Consider the following 22,317-nt stretch of genomic DNA (forward strand, 5'->3'; position numbering starts at 1 on the left):
GTATTTTATCCAGATTTATTGAAATAATGAATCATGCATGAATTTTCCCTGCATGCATAAGAACGACGCCTGCATATCTGGTGGCGTATCGCAGCTAGGTATCATCTTCGGTTTCTCAGGGCAGTTCGGGCTGCGATATCAGGTTGCTGAACGGATGAAGATTTTTTCTCCGGAATGATTGGCAGCCTTCACAAGCTTGCGGAAGCGAATCTGCTTCTGCAGGGTATAATGCTAAGAGAATATGGAAAAGAAATATTACCTTGGCATTGACTGCGGCGGGACAAAGACTTCATTCCTGCTGACAGATGAAGCAGGAAAAATGGTTTCGGTTCATAAAGGCCCGCCTGCGAACTACCTGGTTAATGGCTTGTCTGAAACGGCGGAGATGCTGAAGCAGATGGTTGCGGGGATCAGAAAAGAAGAGATGCATGGAGAAGGAAGGTGCATCTGCTTTCTGGCACTTGCCGGGTATGGAGATATTCCGGAAGAAGAATCACAGGTAGATCAGGTGATGAAAGCAATGATTCCGGCAGATACGCTGATGGTCGGCAATGACACTGAGAATGCGATTGCAGGTTCATTGATCGGGCAGTCCGGAATTCACCTGATTGCCGGTACCGGTTCCATCGGAATCGGGATTGATCTGGATGGGAACCAGTATCGGGCAGGCGGATGGCATCATCTCTTCGGCGGGGATGAGGGCAGCGGCTACTGGATTGCCTGCCGATTGCTGGAACATTTCACCAAGCAGGCAGATGGCAGAGAAGAAAAGACGCGGCTGTATGATCTCGTCATGCAGAGGCTGAGCCTGAAGAAACCCGAAGAAATGCTGAGCAGAGTGATCGAAGAGTGGAATGGCAGCAGGGATCGGATTGCTTCGCTTTCCAGAATAGTTCTGGAGGGAGCTGAGGCTGAAGATCCGGTCTGCCGGTCTATTTACAGGGAAGCTGCCGGTGAGCTGGCTGAAATTGCTGAAGCGGTGGCAGGAAAGGGAAATTTCGGAAGTTCGATTCCGGTTTCCTGGTCTGGAGGAGTATTTCATAGCGGAGGGTATCTGCTGGATCCTCTGAAGGAATCGCTTCCGGAGAGATTTAGGCTGATGGCTCCCTTCATGGGCCCTGCAGGAGGGGGTGTCCTTCTGGCTATGAAGGCAGATGGGCATGAACTGGGCGGAGACCTTCTTGAGATGCTTAGAGAAACGGATCGCAGAGCAGAGGAATCGCTTGCGGGGTAGAACATGAAAGAGAATGAAGCAGAGCGGAAGGAACTGCTGCATGCAGTTCTGGATCTTGGCGAGATGATGCTGACGAGCGGGGCCGAAGTCAAGCGAGTGGAAGATACGATTACCCGCATGGGAATAGCTTCGGGAGCAGTGAAAATGAATGTGTTTGTCATCACGAGCAGTATCGTCGTGACGATGGAAGACCCGGAAGAAAAAGAATACACCGAGACCAGAAGAGTTCTGGTCAGCGGGACGAATGATTTCCAGAGACTGGAAGAGATGAATCAGCTGAGCAGGGATTTCTGCAGAAAACCTTGTTCCAGCAGAGAACTGCAGAATAAGATCATGAAAATCGTATCGGAACCGAAAAAGCACAGCTGGAGCTATGCCGGAAGTTTCCTGGGGGCGGGTGGATTTGCGGTTTTCTTCGGGGGCAGTATGCTGGATGGCTTGACTGCTGGAGTCATGGGTCTCTTTGTTCAGAGTCTTTCAGACCATCTGGAACCGCATTGTCCCAATGCGGTCACATTCAATCTTCTGGCAAGCTTCCTGACCGGATTATGCGTCAGCATTCTGTCGAGGATCAATCCGGTACTGAATGCCGATCTGATTATGATCGGGGACATCATGCTGCTGATTCCGGGAATTCCGATGACCAATTCGATCCGCGATGTGCTGGTCGGAGATACGATCAGCGGCACCCTGAGACTGACGGAGAGCCTTGTCCGGGCTGCTGCGATTGCAGCGGGCTTCATGCTGGCAATCATGGCGGCAGGGAGGTGAGCAGATGAATCTGATTGTTATTCAGCTGACTGTGGCCTTCTTCGGGTCGCTTGGCTTTGCGGGAATGTTTCATCTGAGAAAGGAACTGCTTTTTGAAGCAGCCCTCGGCGGTCTTATGACCTGGGCGATTTATCTTCTGCTCAAAAGGAACGGAATCTTCATGCCATGTCTTGCTGCTTCAGCATTTGCAGCTGCCTATGCAGAAATTCTTGCCCGGATCCGGCATGTGCCGGCAACCCTGTTTGTGATTCCGGCGGCAGTTCCGCTGGTTCCGGGTTCTTATCTGTACTATGGGATGCTTGCGGCAGTGCAGGGGGATTCAGCCCTTGCTTTGCAGCAGTTCTATTTCATGGCAGAGTTTGCCGTGGCGATTGCGCTTGGCATGAGTATTATCTGGACCGTGATCTTCATGATGAAAGAAGCGGAGAAAAAGAGACAGAATCCTTAATCACGGATCTGTCCCTTTCCGATCAGTTCATATTTCCAGGTACATAATTCTTTCAAACCCATCGGACCTCTTGCATGCAGTTTCTGCGTTGAGATTCCGATTTCGCATCCGAGTCCGAAGATGCCTCCGTCAGTGAATCGGGTGCTTGCGTTAGCATAGACGCAGGCACTGTCAACCTGATCCAGGAACTTCTGAATGTGTTCCTGATTTTCTGTCAGAATCGATTCACTATGGTGGGTTGAATGTCTGCAGATATGGGCAATTGCTTCTTCGATATTTTTCACAACATGGACCGCAAGAATATAATCCAGGAATTCTGTATCAAAATCATCCGGGCCGGCAGGGGTTCCAGGAATGATTCCTGCTGCTGTTTCATCCAGCCGGAGTTCTACCGGGACTTCATTGCGTGCCATGCGCTGATCGACCAGACGTTCTTTCAGCTTCGGCAGAAATTCTGATGCAATTGATTCGTGAACCAGCAGGACTTCCTCTGCATTGCAGACAGAAGGCCTGCTGCATTTTGCATTCTCGATGATGTTCAGTGCCTGCTCTTGATCGGCATCTTCGTCAACGAAGATATGGCAGATTCCGGTTCCTGTTTCAATAACCGGTACTGTGGACTCTCTGATACAGGTCTGAATCAGATTCTTTCCGCCTCTTGGTATCAAGAGATCGATCTTCCCCTCTGCCTTCATCAGCTCTCTTGCGCTTTCATGCGTGCAGTCCTGAATCAGCTGGATCCGGTTTTCAGGAATGCCTGTTTCCTTCAGCGCCTTCTGCATGGAATGGATGATGATATCAGAGGTATGCCAGGATTCCTTCCCGGAACGAAGCACTGCCACATTTCCGCTCTTCAGCAGCAGCCCGGCAGAATCACTTGTCACATTCGGGCGGGATTCATAGATGACTGCGACAACTCCTATCGGGACGCGCACTTTCTTCAGATGAAGGCCATTTTCCAGGGTTCTTTCTTCCAGGATTTCGCCGAACGGGCATGGGAGCCCGGCAACATGACGCAGTCCCTCTGCCATATCGGAAATCCGTTCCGGGTTCAGCCTCAGACGATCGGTCTTTATTGGACCTAGCCTTTCTCCATAAGCAGCGATGTCTTCTTCATTTGCCTTCAGAATCTCTCTCTGGTCTTCAATCAGGCAATCTGCCATCCGCAGAAGTGCCTGGTCCAGCTGGTTTTCAGAGGGGACTGGTTTCTGCTTTTCGATCAGGGCATTCTGAAGGATTTGTTCCGTTGTCATAGGTCCTTCCTTCCTGGAAATCTAGTGCCTGTAGTTCTGTGTTCAATGGCATCATACAGAAGATCAGGGAATGCCCCGTTCAGGATGACCATATCAATGCCATGATCCATGCACAGTTCGGCAGCATGGAGTTTTGTCAGCATGCCTCCGGTTCCGTTGGGAGTACCGGCTCCGCCGGCGATGCTGCGGATTTCATCCGTGATCTCCAAAACGACTGGGATCAGCTTCGCATCCGGGTTGACCCGGGGATTGCTGTCATAAAGACCGTCAATATCAGACATCAGAATCAGGAGATCTGCATGAATGGCAATGGATACAAGTGCAGCCAGCGAATCATTGTCGCCGATGCTGGAAATCTCATCGGTTGCCATCGTGTCATTTTCATTCAGAATCGGCATAGCCGACATCTGCAAAAGGCGGTTCATCGTATTCTCGAAGTTCTTCCGTCTGGATGCTTCATTGAGATCTTCGCCAGTCAGAAGGACCTGGGCTACGATATGATTGTATGCTTCAAACAGGCGATCATAGGTATACATGAGTTCACACTGCCCGACAGCGGCAGCAGCCTGCTTGCTAGCCATGTCTTTCGGACGCTGAGCAAGTCCGAGTTTGCCGATTCCCATGGCGATGGCACCAGAGCTTACCAGAACGATTTCATTTCTGGCATTCTTCAGATCGCTCAGCACTTTGACGAGTTTCTCGATATGCCTGATATTCAGACTGCCATTGGCATAGGTCAGGGTGCTGGTTCCGACTTTGACGACAATACGAGACATATGAACCTCTTTTCTGATTGATCCTATTATATAGGATGAAGCTGAACTGACTTGAAAAAATATGCATGAATCTGGCTGTTTCAGCACAGCAAGTTTACAGAATTTCTGCTTGAAATTTTTCGATCTGCAGTGCGATAATACGTCATGCGCTGAACCGGGCGCTTTGGCAGAACACTCCTTTGGCAGAACACTCCAGGAGTTTTTTTTATGGAAAACGAGAATATTTATCTGGAAACGCAGCCGCTTGGAAAACTGATGAAAAAATATGCAGTCCCCTGCGTGATTTCCCTTCTGGTTGGTGCGCTTTACAATATTGTAGACCAGATCTTCATCGCAAATGCACCTGAGCTTGGCTCTTATGGAAATGCAGCAAATACGGTTGTCTTCCCGCTGACAGTCATTGCGCTGGCTCTGGCAGTCATGGTCGGAGATGGCTGCTGCACGATGGTATCCATGGCGCTCGGCCGCAAGGAAGGAAAAGAAGCAGGACAGAATGTCGGCAATGCCGTGATTCTCTCCATTATTATCGGTATCGTTCTGATGGTGGTTTATTTCCGGTTTGATGATGCGCTGATCACGATGTTCGGGGGAAGGGTGAATGACCAGACATTTGCATTTGCAGAAGAGTATTTCTTCTGGATTTCTGCTGGAATTCCGTTCTATGTTTTCGGACAGGCAATGAACCCTGTCATCCGGGCAGATGGAAATCCGCGGTTTGCAATGTTTGCAACCCTGCTTGGCTGCATTGCAAATATTATTCTGGATCCGCTGCTGATCTATGGATTCCACATGGGAATGACGGGAGCGGCGGTTGCAACGGTTGCCGGTCAGGTTCTCACCGTAATTGCATCTGTATGGTATCTGCGGAATATGAATGCAATGAAGATCACGAAAGAATGCTTTGTTCTGAATCGCAAGATGGATAATCGGATGCTTGCACTCGGTATTACCAGTTTCCTGTCGCAGATTGCCTTAGTTGCAGCAATGGCAGCAGTGAATTCCACGATTCAGAAATACAGTCTGCTTGATCCGGTCTTCGGACAGCCTGGCTATACGCAGATTCCGATGGCAGTCATCGGCATTGTCATGAAGTATTTCCAAGTGGTGATTTCCGTGGCAGTCGGAACAGCAGCGGGCTGTGCACCGATTGCGGCGTATAATACCGGAGCCGGAAAGAATGAACGGGTCAGAAAACTGTTCAGTCTTATGCTGAAGACGGAACTAATTGCGGGTCTGATCTTCCTTGCGATTGCTGAGCTATTTCCGGGACAGATCATGAATCTGTTCGGAGCTGCAAATGAATCAGAATACTACCGTGAGTTTGCATTGAAAGCGTTCCGGATTTATCTGTGTCTGCTGCCGCTGGCAACGCTGAATAAGGGAACATTCATCTATCTTCAGGCACTTGGCAAAGCATTCCTGTCTTCTTCTCTGTCTCTGGTAAGAGAAGTAGTGCTTGGAGTTACGCTGCCGATTCTATTGCCGAAGTGGTTCGGCCTGGAAGGAATTCTGTTTTCGATGCCTGCAGCAGATATTGTCACCTTTGCGATTGCTGTCTGGATGATCCGGACGATTTATCGTCAGCTTGATGAAAATACCTTATCTCAGGAGACCCGGGAAACCAGAACTGCAGAATGAGGAACGAAACTATTCCGCCTGAATCGGAATAGTTTTTTATTGCATGGTCAGAACTACGTCCTGATGAATAGGAGTGCTTCTGGGGGCAGTCAAGCAAGGAGAGAGCCGATGCACAGACAGAAATCCGATACTGCATGGCTGCACCTGGCGCATGTTGAAGGGCACGTACGGTGGTGAATCAGACTCTGATGAATTGCTAGCTTTTCTAAGCTGCGTTCCCATGATAGGGAAGCTTTCCTGAAGAAGAAAATCATACTATGATAACTGCATAGCAACGAGGAGTGAACCATCATGAAATATACGAAGCTTGGGAAAACGGATATCCAGATCTCCAGGATCTGTGTCGGCTGCATGTCTTATGGAAAGCCTTCCGAAGACTTTCATCTCTGGACCCTGGAACAGCCGGAAGCAGAAAAGATGATCGGATATGCATATGATCTCGGAGTCAATTTCTTCGATACGGCAAATCAGTATGCCCATGGAACCAGCGAAGAATATCTGGGCAAATCGCTCAGAAATCTCGGAATTTCAAGAGATAAAGTTGTGCTTGCTTCAAAGGTCTACTTCAATCCGGGGCATCTGTCTGCAGAAGCGATCAATCGGGAGATTGAAGGAACTTTATCGAGACTTGGAACGGATTACCTGGATCTCTATATCATTCATCGTTTTGATTACACAACCCCGATGGAAGAAACCCTGCAGGCATTAGATGGCCTTGTTAAAGCTGGCAAAGTCCGGGCTCTTGGCGCGTCGGCAATGTATGGATATCAGTTTCATAATCTCCAGAACCTTGCACAGCAGAATGGCTGGACGATGTTCTCTTCGATGCAGAATCATTACAATCTGCTTTATCGGGAAGACGAGCGTGAACTGATCCCGGTTGCCAGGCAGTACGGTGTTTCTCTCACGCCGTATTCTCCTCTTGCGGGCGGACATCTGTCGCATCTGGGGTGGGAATCGGGTTCGAAACGGAGCCAGACTGATCAGGTGCTGCATCACAAGTATGACCAGGCAAAGGAGAATGATCTGCAGATTATTCAGCGGGTTCATGATCTTTCCGAGAAATACGGAGTATCGATGTCGGAGATCTCGCTTGCTTGGCTGTATGCAAAAGAAGCGGCTTCTCCGATTGTCGGGGCAACGAACCCGAAGCATTTCGCAGAGGCAGTGAAGGCAATTGATCTTGAACTGACAAAGGAGGATATCAAGTATCTCGAAGAGCTGTATCAGCCTCATGAAATAGTCGGCGCAATTAAGGATCCGCAAGAGTAATCCTGAATAGATTTCTGCATAAATCTTAACAAAAATCAGGTCTCAGAATTGAAGAAAACAGACGAATCCAGCAGGCAATCTTTGGTCTTCATCAGGATTCGCCCTGTCCGGCATCCACAGCAGCCTCTTCAAATGTGAGCTTCTGACCATCACGCACCACATACACATCTTGCGTTTTTTCATCTTCGCGTTCGATATATCTTTTCACGAGGACGTCAACATACTTCGGGTCCAGCTCAATGTCTCGACAGATCCGGTCGGTCTGCTCACAGGCAATCATGGTAGAGCCGGATCCGAGGAAGGGATCCAGAACGATTCCATTTGCCATTGAAGAGTTCAGGATTGGATACGTCATCAGCTGCACCGGCTTCATCGTTGGATGATCCTTGGATGCTTTTGGACGATCGTACTCCCAGATGGTGGTCTGCTTCCGGTCCGAGTACCACTCATGCCTTCCATCCTTCTTCCAGCCAAACAGGCACGGTTCATGCTGCCACTGGTAGGGAGAGCGTCCCAGAACCAGAGCGTTCCTTTTCCAGATGCAGCAGCCGGAAAGGTAGAAGCCTGCATCCGAGAATGCCCAGCGGCAGCGGTTACTGCAGAAACACCCTGGGCTGCCTCGCCGATTCCCTTTGAGCGGCACTTCCCACACTCCGGACAGAACCGCTTCGCACAGGATTCGGGGAGCAAGGAAAGATCCTGCTTTCTTTCGATGTCTTCCATACTGTTCTCCTGTCCGCAGAAATTCCCGAGGCCTTAGAAACAAAGGACTTCCGGGCATGAAAAAAGCAGTGGCGGCTCTTGCTCCAGCACTGCCTGTAAAAGCTATCAGTTTTTCAAATAAATCCGTATTCTACGAGGCTTTTTCACACGATATGTACGTTTCCGGGGATGCCGCCCAAAGGCCTCCGACCCCGGGGTATCAATTTCGTGGAAATCAACGCAAGAGGGAGCGCCGGTCTTCTGCAGAAACGTCTTTCAGTATTTTGACCTCCCCTCTTGCTTTTCGTGAACATGATATAATTATGATAATAATATGATAGTAAAGGAGGAACCACTATGATCAACATTCGCCCTGTCTCCGACCTCAGAAACAAGTTCCCGGAGCTTGAAAAAACTGTCATTGAATCAAATGAACCTGTCTTTCTCACAAAGAACGGCTATGGCACCATGGTTCTTTTAAGTATCGAACAGTACTCCGCACTCACTGACGACACAGAACGCAAGCTCGATGAAGCCGATGCAGCAGCAGCGAAATCGGACGAACGATACTCCGCAGATGAAGTCTTCACCAGAGTAAGGAGCCGCATCCGTGAAAAAGTATAAGCTGTCATTTCTTCTCCTTTTTGAAGAGGATCTGAATGAGATCGTGGACTACATCTCAACTGATCTTCAGAACCCCAGCGCCGCAGATCATCTGGTTGACGATATCGAATCTGCAATATACAAGCGCCTGGAAGCGCCGTTGTCGTTTGCTCCGTATCCTTCGTCAAAAAAACGACCACACCCCTATTACAGAATCAGGGTCAGAAACTTTTCTGTATTCTATGTTGTCATCGATGACACCATGGAGGTACGCCGCGTTCTGTATTCCAAGAGAGATCTGGATAAACTGCTCAGCGATTGATCGCTTAATAATGGTATACCGGATGGGAGTCATCCCGTCTGGTCTTCTTATCGTGGCATCTCTTATACAGTGCCTGCCAGTTCGAACGATCCCAGAAGAGCTTCGGGTCTCCTTGGTGTGGAACGATATGGTCCACAACCGTCGCCGGTGTTGCTTTTCCTTCCTTCAGGCACTCCTCGCAGAGTGGATGAAGTGCCAGGAACTTCTTACTCTCCAGTCTCCATCTCGCACCGTATCCTTTCGTCGCAGCCGAACGGCTCTCTTCCGGATGCAAAGCTTTGTGTTCCTCACAGTACTTCTGTCCGGCGGGCACGAGGTTCGGACAGCAGGGATGCCTGCACGGAACCTTCGGTTTGTATGGCATGTCCGTCACCTCCGTTCCTGATTTCTCCCACGTAAAAATCCTGGAAATCCGGTCAGATATCTGGTTCCCTTGGAAGCGCATACGAGGTATGATATTCGGGAAAGTTGTTGGAAGCTTTCGCGGGGGTAGAGATGAAGAGATATCATGGCTGGTTATTGCGCGTTTTCCTGGTGGCAGCGATGGCGGTCCTGGCAGACTGGCTGTTCATGGGCAGAATTTCCGGAGTGATCACCGTAAAAGCAGAGGGTGATGACTGCGGATGGGTTGTGGACTGGAATCATCCGGATGGGGGTTATTGCAGCTATTATGTCAATGGCTCTCCGGCTGATACGTATCCTTCTGCGGAAGATAGCTATTCTTATGTGACAGAGCCTCGCAGCATGACCTGGTATGGGCAGTACAGCAATCCGGATGTGCAGATCGGGGTCGGAACGATGAAGGGCAATGGCTGCGTGCCTACGGCTGGGTCCATTCTGCTTTCCGGTTACGGGATTTATATCTCTCCGACAGATCTTGGCTGGTATCTGTATGGAACCGGAAACTTCAATAATTACTATGGTCATGGCGGAACTGATCTTTGCTGGTATGATATCGCTGCTTATGCGGGCCTCGGGGCATGGGGGATCTATGACTATGATTCCTTCGTGTCGGCTCTTCAGGGAGGTGCGAGTGTTGCCTGCCATATCTATTACGGAAGCAGCACGCATGCGGTGGTTGCGACTGGCTACAATAATGGCAGAACCACAGTTTATGATCCGATCAGCGGCTGTTACAGCAAGGATGTCAGTTCGCTCTGGAATGGGCGTTCCTTTGAGTCGGTTGACTGCATGAGCGGAACGTCAATCACGGCGATTCAGTAAGGATCATTTCAGATGAAGTCTCAGGAAACCATCTGATTCAGGGGTAACAGGAAATCATGGAGGAGAAATTCCGGAAAATACAGGTTAGGACTTTGCTGCTGTCGACAGTATTTTTTCTGTTTCTCTCCTTTTTTCTTACGGTGATTCTGAACTGGCAGTCTGATGTTCTCGTGAAGAAGACAGCTTCTCAGCTGATTGCGGCACATAATCAGCAGATGGAGATGAATCTGAATTCCTATCTGAGCAAGGTTGAGAAGGCTGCTTCGCTGCTTTATTCGGAAGAGGGGTATTACACATTCGATCCTGGTGATGAGAACATGGATCCGTATGAGAAGCAGGAAATCACCTCGGATATGACGGACCGGATCAATGATCTCGGCATCCTGGATAATTATACGGACTTCAGCGTCGTCTATCGCAACGATGACCGGATCGGCTGGCTTTCCAAGGTAACGAGGGCAATGTATTCCGACAAGCAGATGTATGCAGACTTCGATTCGATTCTGAATGCCGGAAATGGGGATTATGCCTGGGTGTTCGGCCTGAATGGAAATACAGATCATCTGTATTATCTGAAGCGATACAACGAACAGGCGATCATCATGATTTCATTCTTTTCGCTGGAACTGAAGCAGTATTTTGTGATTCCGGAAGAGCTGAATGGAATGAATGTCACGCTCGTGGATGAAGAGAACCATATTCTCTATGCCAATGACGAGAGCAGGATCGGGGAACAGCTGCCGGAAGAAATCATCAAGACTCTCGGAGAGGTCTCAAATGGCTCGGCTTCCACAAAAGATATGCTGGTGACCAGCAATATGTGCGCAAATGGATGGCGGATTGTGTGCACCATGTCGTATGACTTCATCAATCGCGAAAATGAAGCGGCAAGCCGGGATTCTCTTGTCTATGTGCTGGCAATGATTGGATTGCTGCTGTGGCTGGAGCTGCGGCAGGCAAGGGCGATGAACCTTTCGGCTGCCGGAATTGTGGAAACGCTTCAGGAGAGAGCAGAACACGATCTCATGACAGGTCTTTACAACAAGACGGAATTCGAACAGGATGCTGGCGGGAAACTGGCGCATCAGAAGAAAGGATCTGTGTATTCTTATACGATTATCGATCTGGACCGGTTCAAAGAGATCAATGATACCTATGGGCACAGTGCTGGTGATGAGGTGCTGATTGCATTTGCAGGAATCATCCGGAAGTACTTTCCAGAGGGACAGTATATTGCCGGGAGGCTCGGAGGCGATGAGTTCGGTATTTTTGCAGAGACGAATTCAGGCAGAGAAGAAGTCCGCAGGATTATCACAGAGAAGCTTCAGGCAATGCATGAGGAGCTGTCAGAAACGAAGTTCCGGTCCGGAGATATGAAAGTATCATTTTCGAGCGGTACTGTGATTGCGGAAGAGCAGGATACTTCTTTTCAGAAGCTGAACAGAAGGGCGGATGCGCTGCTTTACCATGGCAAGCGGAACGGCCGGGGCAGAGATGAATCGGAGGCGGCAGATGAAGAAGCAGAATAAATGGGTCGATATTCTGATTGTTTCAGTGATTGCCGCAATGACAATTCTGCAGGTTTATGATTCGGACCTGAGTCAGTCTTCCAGAAAGATTGTCAGCCAGTATGATGACAGCACGAAGATCTCTCTTGGCTGGTGGGGCAATGATGAGCGTCATGTGTATACGCTGCAGGGAGTCGATCTGTTTGAGCAGAAGCATCCTGATATTTCTGTTTCCAGTCAGTACAGTGTGTGGTCTGGCTATGAAAGACGGTATCGGATCTATATGATGTCGGGGACCGAGCCGGATGTGATGCTGGTGAATTACAACTGGCTGCAGGAGTATTCTCCGGATGGAACGGGATATTATGATCTCAATGATCTCAGCAGCTGGATTGATCTTTCTGCCTTCACGGAAGAAGAGAAGAAGAGCGGCATGGTGAATGGGCATCTGAATGCCTTGCCGACTGCGTACAATGCGGTGGTTTTCTATTATAACCAGGATATTCTGGATCATTACGGGCTTGAGGTGCCGAAGACCTGGGAGGATCTGGAGAAGGCTGCTGAAGTGATGTATCCGGATGGAATCTATCCTCTGTATATCAACGAGAAGCATCTCTTTCTGACGATCAATGCATATTACGAGCAGAAAAATAGAGCACATGCATTTGCGGAGGACGGAACCTATATCGGAGGGACGAATTGCGCAGAGGCCTTTCTTTCCTTTTATGAAGAACTGGTTGATCGGCATGTGATCAAACCGATGGAAGAGAATGATTCCGATGACTTCCAGAATGGAAAGACTGCTGGTGCGGCATTCTGGGCAAGCGATGCAGATCGCTATTGCGGCGGGCTGGAGAAGAATGGCTATCGCGTAACGATGGGCAGTCCGCTCAGATTGGATGATGCAGATCATTCCGGCTGGTATGTGAAGCCTGCGACGATGTTTGCAATCAAGGCAGATACGGCTCATCCCGAAGAGGCAGCAGAACTGCTCGATTTTCTGCTGAATGATCCGGATATGGCCCGGCTGACGGGCATGGAAAGAGGGGTTCCGGTTTCTGCGGATGCCCGGGCTGCACTTTCTGAGTCCGAGCTTCACGATGGCTATTCTGCTCAGGCAGGCAATGAGATCATTGAGAATCTGAACAGCCTTCAGTTCATGAATCCTGTGCTGGAGAATGAAGCTGTCATCAAGTCTTTCCGGGATATATGTGCAAAATACCGGTATGGGAAGGAAGACCTGAACGCTGCTGCAGAGGAACTGGCAGAGAGGTGGTCTCAGGCATCCCAATCCTGATCAATGCTGATGAATCGGCATTTCTTCATCATTGAAGGTGCAGGAAAAGAGGGCAGCTTCAGACTTCATGAACTCATCCGCGATGAAGGATCTGAAATGCCTTATGGTTCAGGAGATCGGCAAGCAGAATGCTGAGCATTGAACTTCGATCTGCAGAGAGATTCTATGCAAGTCTTTTTTTACCTCTGGAGCTTTGGTGCAGATTCTTGTACTTTCACAGAAGGAATTGCAGATCAGACGAAGACCAGAGGAATGGAATCATCCGTTTTGTCTGGCAGACCGGGTGATACAATGGTCGGGTATGCAGAAACGGGAAAATAGAGATCAGACACTGGAGCTATTCAGAACCTTCTTCAAGATCGGTGCGTTCACGTTCGGGGGCGGTTATGCCATGATCGAACTGATCAAGCAGGAGACCGTCTTCGAGCATCATTGGATCAGCGAGGAAGATATTCTGGATGTTGTGGCGATTGCAGAATCTACACCAGGACCGATTGCGATTAACAGTGCGACGTTTATCGGATATAAGGTTGCGGGAATCAGAGGAAGTCTGGCGGCTACGGCCGGGGTGGTGCTTCCTTCTTTTGTCATTATCTATGTGATTTCATTTGTGCTGAAGCAGTTTGAGCAGCTTCTGGCAGTCAGGTATGCGTTCTTCGGAATCCGTGCGGCAGTGCTTGCGCTGATTCTTCAGGCGCTTCTTTCGATGTATCGTGCGTGTCCGAAAGGAAAGATGGAATACCTCGTGATGGCGGCTGCGTTTCTGGCGGTTGCGGTATTTGACGGGAATGTGCTGATTGTGATTGTATGTGCTGCATGTATCGGGCTTGCTTATACGCATCTTGTCCGGAGAAAGGAGCAGGCATGAATCTTTATCTGGATCTGTTTCTGACGTTTTTCCGGATCGGTGCATTCACCTTCGGAGGCGGCTATGCAATGCTGCCGATGGTGGAGCAGGAGGTCATGGCACATCAGTGGATGAGCTTGGATGAACTGGTCAATTTCATCGCGGTCAGTGAATCGACGCCTGGTTCTTTTGCAGTCAATGTCTCCACGTATATCGGAACGGTGACGGGTGGTATTGCCGGTGCTGTCTGTGCGACGCTTGGGGTGGTCACGCCTTCGTTTCTGATTATTCTGATCGTTGCGAAGTCCTATGAAGCATTCCGGAAAAGCACTGCAGTGCAGGGCGTGATGGCAGGGCTGAGGCCGGCGGTGGTCGGGCTGATCGGAGCTGCGCTGATCTCAGTCGGAAAGACGGTGTTCTTTCCGGATTCTTCGCTGAAGCTGGATTCGTTTCTGCTGTCTGCGGGGATCTTCGGATTAAGCGTTTATCTGATCCGGAAGAAGAAAGTGAGTCCGATTCCGGTGATTCTGATCGGTGCTGTGATCGGAATCATCGCCGGATATGGAGGACTTGTTTCATGAGCAGGCAGGAGCGGTATGAAGAATTCGGATCCGAGAAGATGGCCAGGCTGCTGTTTAGGATGGCAATGCCGATGGTGGCAGCACAGCTCGTGAATCTGCTGTACAGCATTGTGGATCGGATCTATATCGGCCATCTGCCTGAGGTCGGCACGGCAGCCCTTGCCGGAGTCGGTCTCTGCAATACGATCATCATTCTGATTTCTTCGTTTGCCAATATTCCTGGCGGAGGAGGTGCTCCACTCTGCTCGATTGCCCTCGGAAAAGGCAGGAAAGAGGAAGCGGAAGCGATTCTGAATCATGGCATGTTTCTATTGATTGTGTTTTCGGCGGTGCTGATGGTTCTGTTCTACGGGACCATGGACCCGTTTCTGAAAGCCTGCGGGGCAAGCGAAGGAACGCTTCCTTATGCGCACCAGTACCTCAGCATCTATCTGCTTGGCACGTTCTTTGTGATGGTTTCTGTCGGTCTGAATCCGTTCATCAGCAGCCAGGGATATCCGCGGGTTGCGATGCTTTCTGTCATTATCGGGGCAGTGATCAATATCGTGCTGGATCCGATTCTGATGTTTTCTCTTGAAATGGGAATCGCTGGAGCGGCAGCTGCAACGGTTGCGTCGCAGGCAGTCAGTGCATGGATCGTGCTGAAGTTTCTGACGAAGAAAGAGGCCGCCATCCGGCTGAGCCTGAAGCATTTTCGGCTGGATACGGGAGTCATCAGGAAAATGACTGCCCTTGGAATTTCTCCATTTGTCATGGGCAGCACGGAGGCGCTCATCGGGTTTGTGCTGAATGGACAACTTTCCCGCTATGGCGGAGATATCTTTGTCAGTGCGCTGACGATCATGCAGTCGGGCATGCAGTTCATCAGCATTCCTCTGCAGGGATTCGGCCAGGGGTGCATTCCGGTATTGAGCTACAACTACGGAAATGGAAAGACAGATCGTGTGAAAGAAGGGTTCCGGATTCTTCTTGCAGTTTCCTTCCTGTTCAATCTGGCAATGGTGCTGTGGATGGTGTTCTTCCCCGAGATGGAAGCAGGCATGTTCACGAATGATCCGGCCCTGATCGCTGCGGTGAAGAAGGCAATGCCGTTATTCATGAGCGGCTTCTGCATCTTCGGCCTGCAGAGAGCCTGCCAGAATCTGCTGGTGGCGCTGAATCAGCCGAAGACTTCGCTGTTTATTGCGTTTCTGAGAAAGGTATTCCTGCTGGTTCCGCTGGCATATATCCTCCCTCACTTCATCACGCCTGCTTATAATGGCGTGTATCTAGCCGAGTCATTTGCGGATGCGAGTGCTGCAATTGTCTGCACGTGCATCTGCATGCGCCTGTTTCCGAAAATTCTGAATCAGATTCAGGCCTGAGCTTCTTTCTTCCTGCTCAGCAGCATATTCAGGATCATGCCGGCTGCAATCAGCAGACCGCCGTATACGGAACGTATGTTGGCTGCAGTTCCGAAGGCAAGATCAATCAGAATGGAAGTTGCCATCTGGCCTAGGAAAGAAAGCAATGTGAAGTGAAAGGCGCTGATCTTCGGAACGACGACATTATTGCAGGCAATGGCGACAACACCGATGGCACCGCCGAAGTAAGTCCACACCGGAGCGGAAAACAGAAGACTTGCCTGCTGCAGGTTCAGCCCGTCAAGCAGAAAAGCAAGTACGATCGTGATCGGCAGACCTGCCAGATGATTGATGAAAGATCCCTGCAGCGCACCGATTGAATTGCTCAGGACGGCATTGATCGTTCTGGAAACGACAATGACGACTCCGGCGGTCAGGGACAGGATTACCGGAATGACTGAGGATTTCTCATTGAAATCCATCATGACCAGAATGCCTGCGATGGAAAAGGCAAAGCCGATCAGTGTGGAACGGTTGAAGGGCCTTTTCTCCATGCCCATGAGACCGAAACTATCCAGAAACAGAGAAGCCAGAGTTCCGCCGAGCAGGGTAAGGGAAGAGATGCTGATCATCGAAATCCTTCCGAAGGCCAGAGCCTGGAAGATTACCGTCAGAACGCCGATGCATCCGCCAAGATAAGCCCAGAAGGGAAGCGAACGGTCCAGCACCAGCTTCTTATGAGACGCTTTCAGGAAAAGCCATGCGAAGAACACTCCTACCGCATGGACGATCATTGCCTCATTATAGACGCCGATTGCATTTCCGAGACTTCCGTTGAACAGAACCTGAAAGGCAACCAGTGCTCCGATTCCGAATGCATAAAGCAGATACATATGCGCTTTCCCTCCGACTTGCTCAAGCATTATATACGCGCAATCAGAAAAGAAAAAGAATCGCAGACGGGAAGAACTGCGATTCTTTTCATACACTCCAGGCATTGTGCGAGATGCCTGTCATCAGAGAATCCAGACAAATGGAAGGGGTGAGATCTCAGTACAGGAGAACAATCAGGTGAAGGAGTGAATACTGAGATCTGGTTGTCTGTTTCTGAAGGTTAGATTTAACTAACTGGTGATATCATACCATGTATTTTTTGCTTTGCAATAAGAAAATGCGAAAAACATGCGGAATTTTTGGTTAGAGTTATCTAATCTATTTCCCTGGCGATGTCGAGAAAAAAAGAGCTGCAGAAGGGTTGACAGATACCCTGCCCCGGTATATAACAAAAGTGCAATACCCCAATGGGGTATGCGGAGGAAACAATGGAAGAAGAAAAGGAAACATGTCCTGCCTGTGCAAGGCATACGATGAGATCTGAAGAAACGAAGAAGGATCTGATGGTACGGCTGAAGCGGGCAGAAGGACAGATCCGCGGCATTGAGAAGATGGTCGAGGATGATCTCTACTGTCCGGATATCCTGATTCAGGTATCAGCGGTGACGAGTGCTCTGAACAGTTTCAACAAGGTGCTCATGGCAGAGCACATCAGGGGCTGCGTGGCGGAAGACCTGAAGGAAGGCAAGACGGAGTCCATTGATGAATTCGTGAAAGTAGTGCAGAAGCTGATGAAGTGATCAGCAATTGGAAAAGAGGCAAGGTTCAGCAATATGGAACAGTTTGTTGTGACAGGCATGAGCTGTGCAGCGTGCCAGGCTCGGGTAGAGAAAGCAGTCTCAAAGGTGCCGGGGGTGACTTCATGCTCGGTATCCCTTCTGACCAATTCGATGGGAGTAGAAGGAACTGCAGATGAAAAAGCGATTATCCAGGCAGTTGAGCATGCCGGATACGGTGCTGCTCTGAAAGGAGAAGAAGCTGCTGCGAAGAAGAGTGCAAGCAGCCGGCTTGCGGCAGAAGAAGATGCGCTGAAAGACCGGGAGACGCCGAAGCTGAAGAAGCGGCTGAAGTATTCCGTGATCTTCCTGGTGCTGCTGATGTATATCACGATGGGGCATAACATGTGGAACTGGCCGCTGCCTTCGTTCCTCGTGCATAACCATCTCGGACTGGCGCTTACGCAGATGCTGCTGGCGTTAGTGGTGATGATGATCAACCGGAAGTTCTTCACGAGCGGGTTCCGTTCGCTGATTGAGGGTGCACCGAATATGGACACGCTGGTGGCGCTTGGTTCTTCCGTGAGCTTCGGCTGGTCTCTGGTGGTGCTCTATCAGATGACGGCGGCGGTGACGAATGGAGTTTCGAACATGGATCTGATGTCCATGTATCACAATGAGCTCTATTTCGAGAGTGCTGCGATGATTCCAGCACTGATCACGGTCGGCAAGATGCTTGAGGCAATGTCCAAGGGCAGAACGACGGATGCACTGAAGAGCCTGATGAAGCTGGCTCCGAAGACCGCGAATGTGATCCGGAATGGCAGAGAAGAAACCGTCGGAATTGATGAGGTGCGGACAGGGGATATCTTCGTGGTCCGTCCTGGCGAAAGCATTCCGGTAGATGGCGTGATTGAAGAGGGAACCAGTGCAGTGAATGAATCTGCTCTGACGGGCGAAAGCATTCCCGTAGATAAATCAGAAGGAGATGCGGTCTCTGCTGCTACGATCAATCAGAGCGGCTTCATCCGCTGCCGGGCGACCAGAGTCGGCGAGGATACGACGCTTTCTCAGATCATCCGGATGGTGAGCGATGCGGCAGCCACCAAGGCGCCGATTGCGAAGATTGCCGATCGGGTATCCGGAGTGTTTGTTCCGGCCGTCATCGTCATTGCGGCTATCACGACGGTCGGATGGCTGATTGCAGGTCAGTCGCTTGCGTTTGCCTTGGCAAGAGGAATTTCCGTGCTTGTGATTTCCTGCCCTTGTGCATTAGGACTTGCAACCCCGGTTGCGATCATGGTAGGCAATGGCTTAGGAGCGAAGAACGGGGTTCTGTTCAAGACCTCCGAGTCGCTTGAAGAGGCTGGCAAGGTGCAGATTGCTGCCCTGGATAAGACGGGCACGATCACGAGCGGTCAGCCGGTTGTCACGGATCTATTGCCATATGGAAGAAGTGAGGAAGAGCTGCTGAAGCTGGCAGATTCTCTGGAACAGAAGTCTGAGCATCCGCTTGCGAAAGCAATTGTTGAAGAAGCTGAGAAGCGTTCCATGAAGGCAGAAGAGGTCACAGACTTCAAGGCTCTGCCTGGCAATGGGCTCAGTGCGGTATGGAATGGCAAGGTCATTCATGGCGGCAGCAGGAAGTTCATCAGTTCTCTGGTGGAGGTTCCTGAAGAGCTGCTTCAGAAGTCTGATGAACTGGCGAATGAAGGAAAAACGCCGCTCTTCTTTGAAGAGGATGGCAGGCTGGCTGGCATCATTGCGGTTGCAGATACCATCAAGGAAGACTCCGCAGACGCGGTAAGGCAATTGCAGAATATGGGCATTGAGGTCGTCATGCTAACGGGCGATAATGCCCGCACTGCCCAGGCAATCGGAAAACAGGCCGGGGTGGATCGGGTCATTGCCGGAGTATTGCCGGATGGCAAGGAGGCGGTGATCCGCAAGCTTCAGAAGCGCGGCAAGGTAGCGATGGTCGGCGATGGCATCAATGACGCGCCTGCTCTCACCGCTGCTGATACCGGAATCGCCATCGGAGCAGGAACGGATGTCGCCATCGATTCGGCAGATATCGTGCTGATGAACAGCCGGCTGAGCGATGTGGCTGCGGCGGTCCGCCTGAGCCGGGCAACCTTGCGCAATATTCATGAGAATCTGTTCTGGGCATTCTTTTATAACGCGATCTGCATTCCGCTGGCGGCTGGATTATTCAGCTGGAAGATGAATCCGATGATCGGAGCAGCAGCAATGTCCTTATCGAGCTTCACCGTATGCATGAACGCGCTGAGACTGAATCTGTTCCGTATGCATGATGCTTCAAAGGATCGGCCTCTGAAACATCGTGCCCTTGCGGAAACGGAAGAAGCTTCACCTGAAGCAGCAGAACCTGCAGCAGTCAGTACTGAGACTGCAGTGATCAGCGGCATGATGTGCGAGCATTGCGAGAACCGGATTCAGAAGGCGCTCGGAAGCCTTCCCGGGGTCATTTCCGTCAAGGCTGACCATGTGAAGGGAACGGCAGTGATGCAGGTTTCAGAACCGGTTTCGGAAGCAGAAGTAAAGAAAGCAGTAGAAGAACAGGACTATCAATTCATTCGTCTGGAAGAAAACAAGGAGGAGAATAGAACGATGAAGAAGATTCTGAATGTAGAAGGCATGATGTGTCAGCATTGCGAGGCAACGGTTCAGAAGGCACTGGAAAGCGTTGATGGAGTGGTTTCTGCCAAGGCAGATCATAATGCGAAGACAGCAGTGGTAGAACTGAGCAAGGATGTAGATGACGCGGTTCTGAAGAAGGCAGTCGAAGACAAGGATTACAAGGTCACTGGCGTGACTGCTGCCTGAACAGGAAGAACAGATGATCAGGGCTGCTGCGGACGAGGGGAAGTGATAGAACTGCCCCTTGCCGCTGCAGCTTTTTCTTTTGCAGAAGAATGCTGATCGGAAGCAGGCTGAGATCTAGGATGGCATTCGGGCATCGATATCGATTCCGCTATGGAGGCTGAAAAAGCAGTACTCAGTTCTTCTGGAAACGCTTCCTTCAGAAGAAATCATGAAAATTCATGGATTGTGCAGGGATATCACGCATCCGAAGAATTGAGTTTGGCAGAAAAAGGAATATAATTTGAACGCTTAAGAAAAGAAGCAGGGAAGAACTTATGGAAATTGAAGCGATTCAGGATCTGATCAGCGATGATGAAGAGACAAGGAAACGCATTGCTGACCTTCACGAAAAGCGGTTCCGCATGAAGCAGGAAATCGAGGCTGAGAAGAAACGGCTGACCGAGGAATCCAGGGCGGCAGTCAATGCCCAGGTAGAGGCGACCAGGAAGGAACTGGATGAGAAGATCCGGAAGGATGAAGAAGCCAGCAAGGCTTACTTCGACCGGGAATCGGAAAAGCTCCGTTCGTCCTTTGCCGGGAATAAAGAACGATGGAGAAAAGAACTGGTAGAACGGATCCTGTCCGGGGAGGGTGAATGAGCTCTGATATGGCAATGGCCGCAAAGGCCAGGGCAATGTTCGGGGAGCGCATGAAGGAACCGGATTATCTCGCGCTGATGCAGAAGAAGAGCGTGGCAGAGATTGCCGGGGCGCTGAAGCGGGGATCGGTATTTTCGGAAGCACTTGCAGGGGTCAATGAGAAAGCAGTCCATGCCGGACAGCTGGAAACATTGGTGCGGATGGATGTGTACCGGAGACTGCAGAAGCTTCTGAGATACAGCGAAGGTGATTACGGCAGATTCATCTATGCCGCCGTGGAGACGGAAGAGATCGATCTGATTCTCAGCAGTATCCGCTGGTTCACGCAGAAGGACAGCGAAGCCCGCAGCTCGATGATTGCGGACATGCCGATCTATATCGGCCATTACCTCTCCTTCGATGTGAAGAAGCTTCCTGAAGTCACGAACTTCAGCGATCTGATCAAGGTTCTGAAAGGAACCAGATATGAGCGGATCGTGCGGAAGTACGAGACGAAAGACATGGCCCAGATCAATTACATCGGTCTTGAGCATGAGCTGAGGCTGAACTACTACGAGACTGTCATGGAGGTTGTTTCCGGCTACGGGCGGGCTGGAAATGACATGATGGAGATTGTGAAGGCGCGGATCGAACTGGATAATATCGCGCTGATCTACCGTCTGAAGAAATATTTCCATGCCCCGCCTGATCAGATCCGGCCGCTAGTCACGCATACGACGAATCTGTTCAATGACCGGGAGATGGAAGATCTGATCAGTTCGAGCACGGCTGAGCAGGTCATTGAGAAACTGCAGAAGAAGTATCACCGGTATGTGAAGAATGTGAAGTTCACGAGCATTGAGCATTATACCGGGATGATTCGCTATCACATGAATTATCACTTCATGGAGCTGAGCACGGAGCCTAAGCTGGTTCTTCTGAGCTATCTGCTGCTGTCGCGCATCGAGATCCAGAATGTGGTGAATATCATCGAAGGCGTATCATATGGCATCGGCATTGATCACATGAAACCGATGCTGGTGTATTAGGAAAGGAGTTCGGCACAATGGCAATTGTACCAATGAAATTCGTCAGTGCCTGCACGGATCGGGAACATCTCGATGAGATGCTGATGAAGACAAGAACCTGCGGTCTTCTGCATCCGGTCAGTGCATCAGAGATCGTGACGGAAGACAACGGCGGCCAGCTGCTCAATGAGGACAATCCTTATTCCGGCTACCGGCAGACGATCCGCAATCTTGCCCACAGCATCGGCTGCGAGATCAAGGAGAATGCCGCCCCGTCCAAGGCATATACAAAAGAAGAGATTGAGGCGTTCATCGCAGAGATCACAGACAAGTTCGGAATCAATTCAGATTCGAGCGAGGTGCTGCTGACTCCGGATGATGAAGCGGCGCTGAAGG

At 50.3% G+C, this 22,317-nt stretch carries 22 protein-coding genes; 17 read left to right on the forward strand and 5 right to left on the reverse strand.

The window, feature by feature from the left end:
• Positions 1-241: 241 nt before the first annotated feature.
• The 3 genes from FYJ51_RS03025 to FYJ51_RS03035 are packed head-to-tail and all read left to right on the forward strand — an operon-like array spanning position 242 to position 2,453.
• On the forward strand, positions 242-1,234 hold the full coding sequence (locus FYJ51_RS03025; RefSeq protein WP_154503040.1) for an N-acetylglucosamine kinase: 993 nt from the start codon (positions 242-244) through the stop codon (positions 1,232-1,234).
• A 3-nt stretch (positions 1,235-1,237) separates the two neighbouring features.
• Positions 1,238-2,005 (forward strand): threonine/serine exporter family protein, encoded by a 768-nt coding sequence (locus FYJ51_RS03030; RefSeq protein WP_154503043.1) that lies wholly within the window; start codon positions 1,238-1,240, stop codon positions 2,003-2,005.
• A 4-nt stretch (positions 2,006-2,009) separates the two neighbouring features.
• A complete protein-coding gene (locus tag FYJ51_RS03035) occupies positions 2,010-2,453 on the forward strand; it encodes a threonine/serine exporter family protein (protein ID WP_154503045.1) in 444 nt (147 codons plus the stop codon).
• Here FYJ51_RS03035 and FYJ51_RS03040 read toward each other — a convergent pair.
• Entirely contained in the window at positions 2,450-3,706 is a 1,257-nt protein-coding gene (locus FYJ51_RS03040) for a glutamate-5-semialdehyde dehydrogenase (protein WP_154503048.1), read from the reverse strand. The genes FYJ51_RS03035 and FYJ51_RS03040 overlap by 4 nt on opposite strands.
• Entirely contained in the window at positions 3,703-4,482 is a 780-nt protein-coding gene (gene proB / locus FYJ51_RS03045) for a glutamate 5-kinase (protein ID WP_154503051.1), read from the reverse strand. Before proB ends, FYJ51_RS03040 begins: the two co-directional genes overlap by 4 nt.
• 207 nt (positions 4,483-4,689) lie before the next feature.
• On the opposite strand from proB, the gene FYJ51_RS03050 reads away from it, so the two are divergent.
• Positions 4,690-6,120, forward strand: coding sequence for an MATE family efflux transporter (locus FYJ51_RS03050; RefSeq protein WP_105304569.1), 1,431 nt, complete (start codon positions 4,690-4,692; stop codon positions 6,118-6,120).
• Between the two features lie 291 nt (positions 6,121-6,411).
• On the forward strand, positions 6,412-7,392 hold the full coding sequence (locus FYJ51_RS03055; RefSeq protein WP_154503054.1) for an aldo/keto reductase: 981 nt from the start codon (positions 6,412-6,414) through the stop codon (positions 7,390-7,392).
• 91 nt (positions 7,393-7,483) lie between these two features.
• On the opposite strand, the gene FYJ51_RS03060 is transcribed toward FYJ51_RS03055, so the two are convergent.
• Positions 7,484-8,173, reverse strand: coding sequence for a DNA-methyltransferase (locus FYJ51_RS03060; RefSeq protein WP_154503057.1), 690 nt, complete (start codon positions 8,171-8,173; stop codon positions 7,484-7,486).
• Positions 8,174-8,451: 278 nt separating this feature from the next.
• Here FYJ51_RS03060 and FYJ51_RS03065 point away from each other — a divergent pair, with 278 nt between their 5' ends.
• Both FYJ51_RS03065 and FYJ51_RS03070 read left to right on the forward strand, forming a co-directional pair.
• Positions 8,452-8,718 carry a type II toxin-antitoxin system Phd/YefM family antitoxin gene (locus tag FYJ51_RS03065; protein ID WP_105304564.1) on the forward strand — a complete coding sequence of 89 codons (267 nt, stop codon included), beginning with the start codon at positions 8,452-8,454 and terminating at the stop codon, positions 8,716-8,718.
• Positions 8,705-9,019 carry a type II toxin-antitoxin system RelE/ParE family toxin gene (locus FYJ51_RS03070; RefSeq protein WP_105304563.1) on the forward strand — a complete coding sequence of 105 codons (315 nt, stop codon included), beginning with the start codon at positions 8,705-8,707 and terminating at the stop codon, positions 9,017-9,019. The genes FYJ51_RS03065 and FYJ51_RS03070 overlap by 14 nt, the downstream gene beginning before the upstream one ends.
• 4 nt (positions 9,020-9,023) lie before the next feature.
• Here the strand turns inward: FYJ51_RS03070 and FYJ51_RS03075 are convergent, their stop codons facing one another.
• The gene (locus tag FYJ51_RS03075; protein WP_105304562.1) at positions 9,024-9,383 is read right to left on the reverse strand and encodes an HNH endonuclease signature motif containing protein; all 360 of its coding nucleotides are present in this window, start codon (positions 9,381-9,383) and stop codon (positions 9,024-9,026) included.
• Between the two features lie 131 nt (positions 9,384-9,514).
• On the opposite strand from FYJ51_RS03075, the gene FYJ51_RS03080 reads away from it, so the two are divergent.
• The 6 genes from FYJ51_RS03080 (at position 9,515) to FYJ51_RS03105 (ending at position 15,840) form a co-directional block, all read left to right on the forward strand.
• The gene (locus FYJ51_RS03080) at positions 9,515-10,243 is read left to right on the forward strand and encodes a C39 family peptidase (RefSeq protein ID WP_154503060.1); all 729 of its coding nucleotides are present in this window, start codon (positions 9,515-9,517) and stop codon (positions 10,241-10,243) included.
• 56 nt (positions 10,244-10,299) lie between these two features.
• Entirely contained in the window at positions 10,300-11,772 is a 1,473-nt protein-coding gene (locus tag FYJ51_RS03085) for a GGDEF domain-containing protein (RefSeq protein WP_154503063.1), read from the forward strand.
• Complete coding sequence (locus tag FYJ51_RS03090) at positions 11,756-13,048, forward strand: ABC transporter substrate-binding protein (RefSeq protein WP_205946145.1); 1,293 nt, start codon at positions 11,756-11,758, stop codon at positions 13,046-13,048. The genes FYJ51_RS03085 and FYJ51_RS03090 overlap by 17 nt, the downstream gene beginning before the upstream one ends.
• A 301-nt stretch (positions 13,049-13,349) precedes the next feature.
• Positions 13,350-13,916 (forward strand): chromate transporter, encoded by a 567-nt coding sequence (locus FYJ51_RS03095; protein WP_154503069.1) that lies wholly within the window; start codon positions 13,350-13,352, stop codon positions 13,914-13,916.
• Positions 13,913-14,476 carry a chromate transporter gene (locus FYJ51_RS03100; RefSeq protein WP_105304556.1) on the forward strand — a complete coding sequence of 188 codons (564 nt, stop codon included), beginning with the start codon at positions 13,913-13,915 and terminating at the stop codon, positions 14,474-14,476. Before FYJ51_RS03095 ends, FYJ51_RS03100 begins: the two co-directional genes overlap by 4 nt.
• Positions 14,473-15,840, forward strand: a complete 1,368-nt coding sequence (locus FYJ51_RS03105) for an MATE family efflux transporter (protein WP_154503072.1) — start codon at positions 14,473-14,475, stop codon at positions 15,838-15,840. The genes FYJ51_RS03100 and FYJ51_RS03105 overlap by 4 nt, the downstream gene beginning before the upstream one ends.
• Here FYJ51_RS03105 and FYJ51_RS03110 read toward each other — a convergent pair.
• Entirely contained in the window at positions 15,831-16,712 is an 882-nt protein-coding gene (locus FYJ51_RS03110; RefSeq protein ID WP_205946146.1) for a DMT family transporter, read from the reverse strand. The genes FYJ51_RS03105 and FYJ51_RS03110 overlap by 10 nt on opposite strands.
• Positions 16,713-17,141: 429 nt before the next feature.
• On the opposite strand from FYJ51_RS03110, the gene FYJ51_RS03115 reads away from it, so the two are divergent.
• From FYJ51_RS03115 to FYJ51_RS03130, 4 genes are all read left to right on the forward strand, one after another.
• Entirely contained in the window at positions 17,142-17,453 is a 312-nt protein-coding gene (locus FYJ51_RS03115) for a metal-sensing transcriptional repressor (RefSeq protein WP_105304553.1), read from the forward strand.
• Positions 17,454-17,486: 33 nt separating this feature from the next.
• Positions 17,487-20,276, forward strand: a complete 2,790-nt coding sequence (locus FYJ51_RS13685) for a heavy metal translocating P-type ATPase (RefSeq protein ID WP_154503078.1) — start codon at positions 17,487-17,489, stop codon at positions 20,274-20,276.
• A 314-nt stretch (positions 20,277-20,590) separates the two neighbouring features.
• Positions 20,591-20,914 (forward strand): type 2 periplasmic-binding domain-containing protein, encoded by a 324-nt coding sequence (locus FYJ51_RS03125; RefSeq protein ID WP_105304551.1) that lies wholly within the window; start codon positions 20,591-20,593, stop codon positions 20,912-20,914.
• Positions 20,911-21,942 (forward strand): V-type ATPase subunit, encoded by a 1,032-nt coding sequence (locus tag FYJ51_RS03130; protein WP_154503080.1) that lies wholly within the window; start codon positions 20,911-20,913, stop codon positions 21,940-21,942. Before FYJ51_RS03125 ends, FYJ51_RS03130 begins: the two co-directional genes overlap by 4 nt.
• Positions 21,943-22,317: the final 375 nt, after the last annotated feature.

The sequence above is a fragment of the Stecheria intestinalis genome (assembly GCF_009696165.1).
In the GTDB taxonomy this organism is placed as follows: Bacteria; Bacillota_I; Bacilli_A; order Erysipelotrichales; family Erysipelotrichaceae; genus Bulleidia; species Bulleidia intestinalis.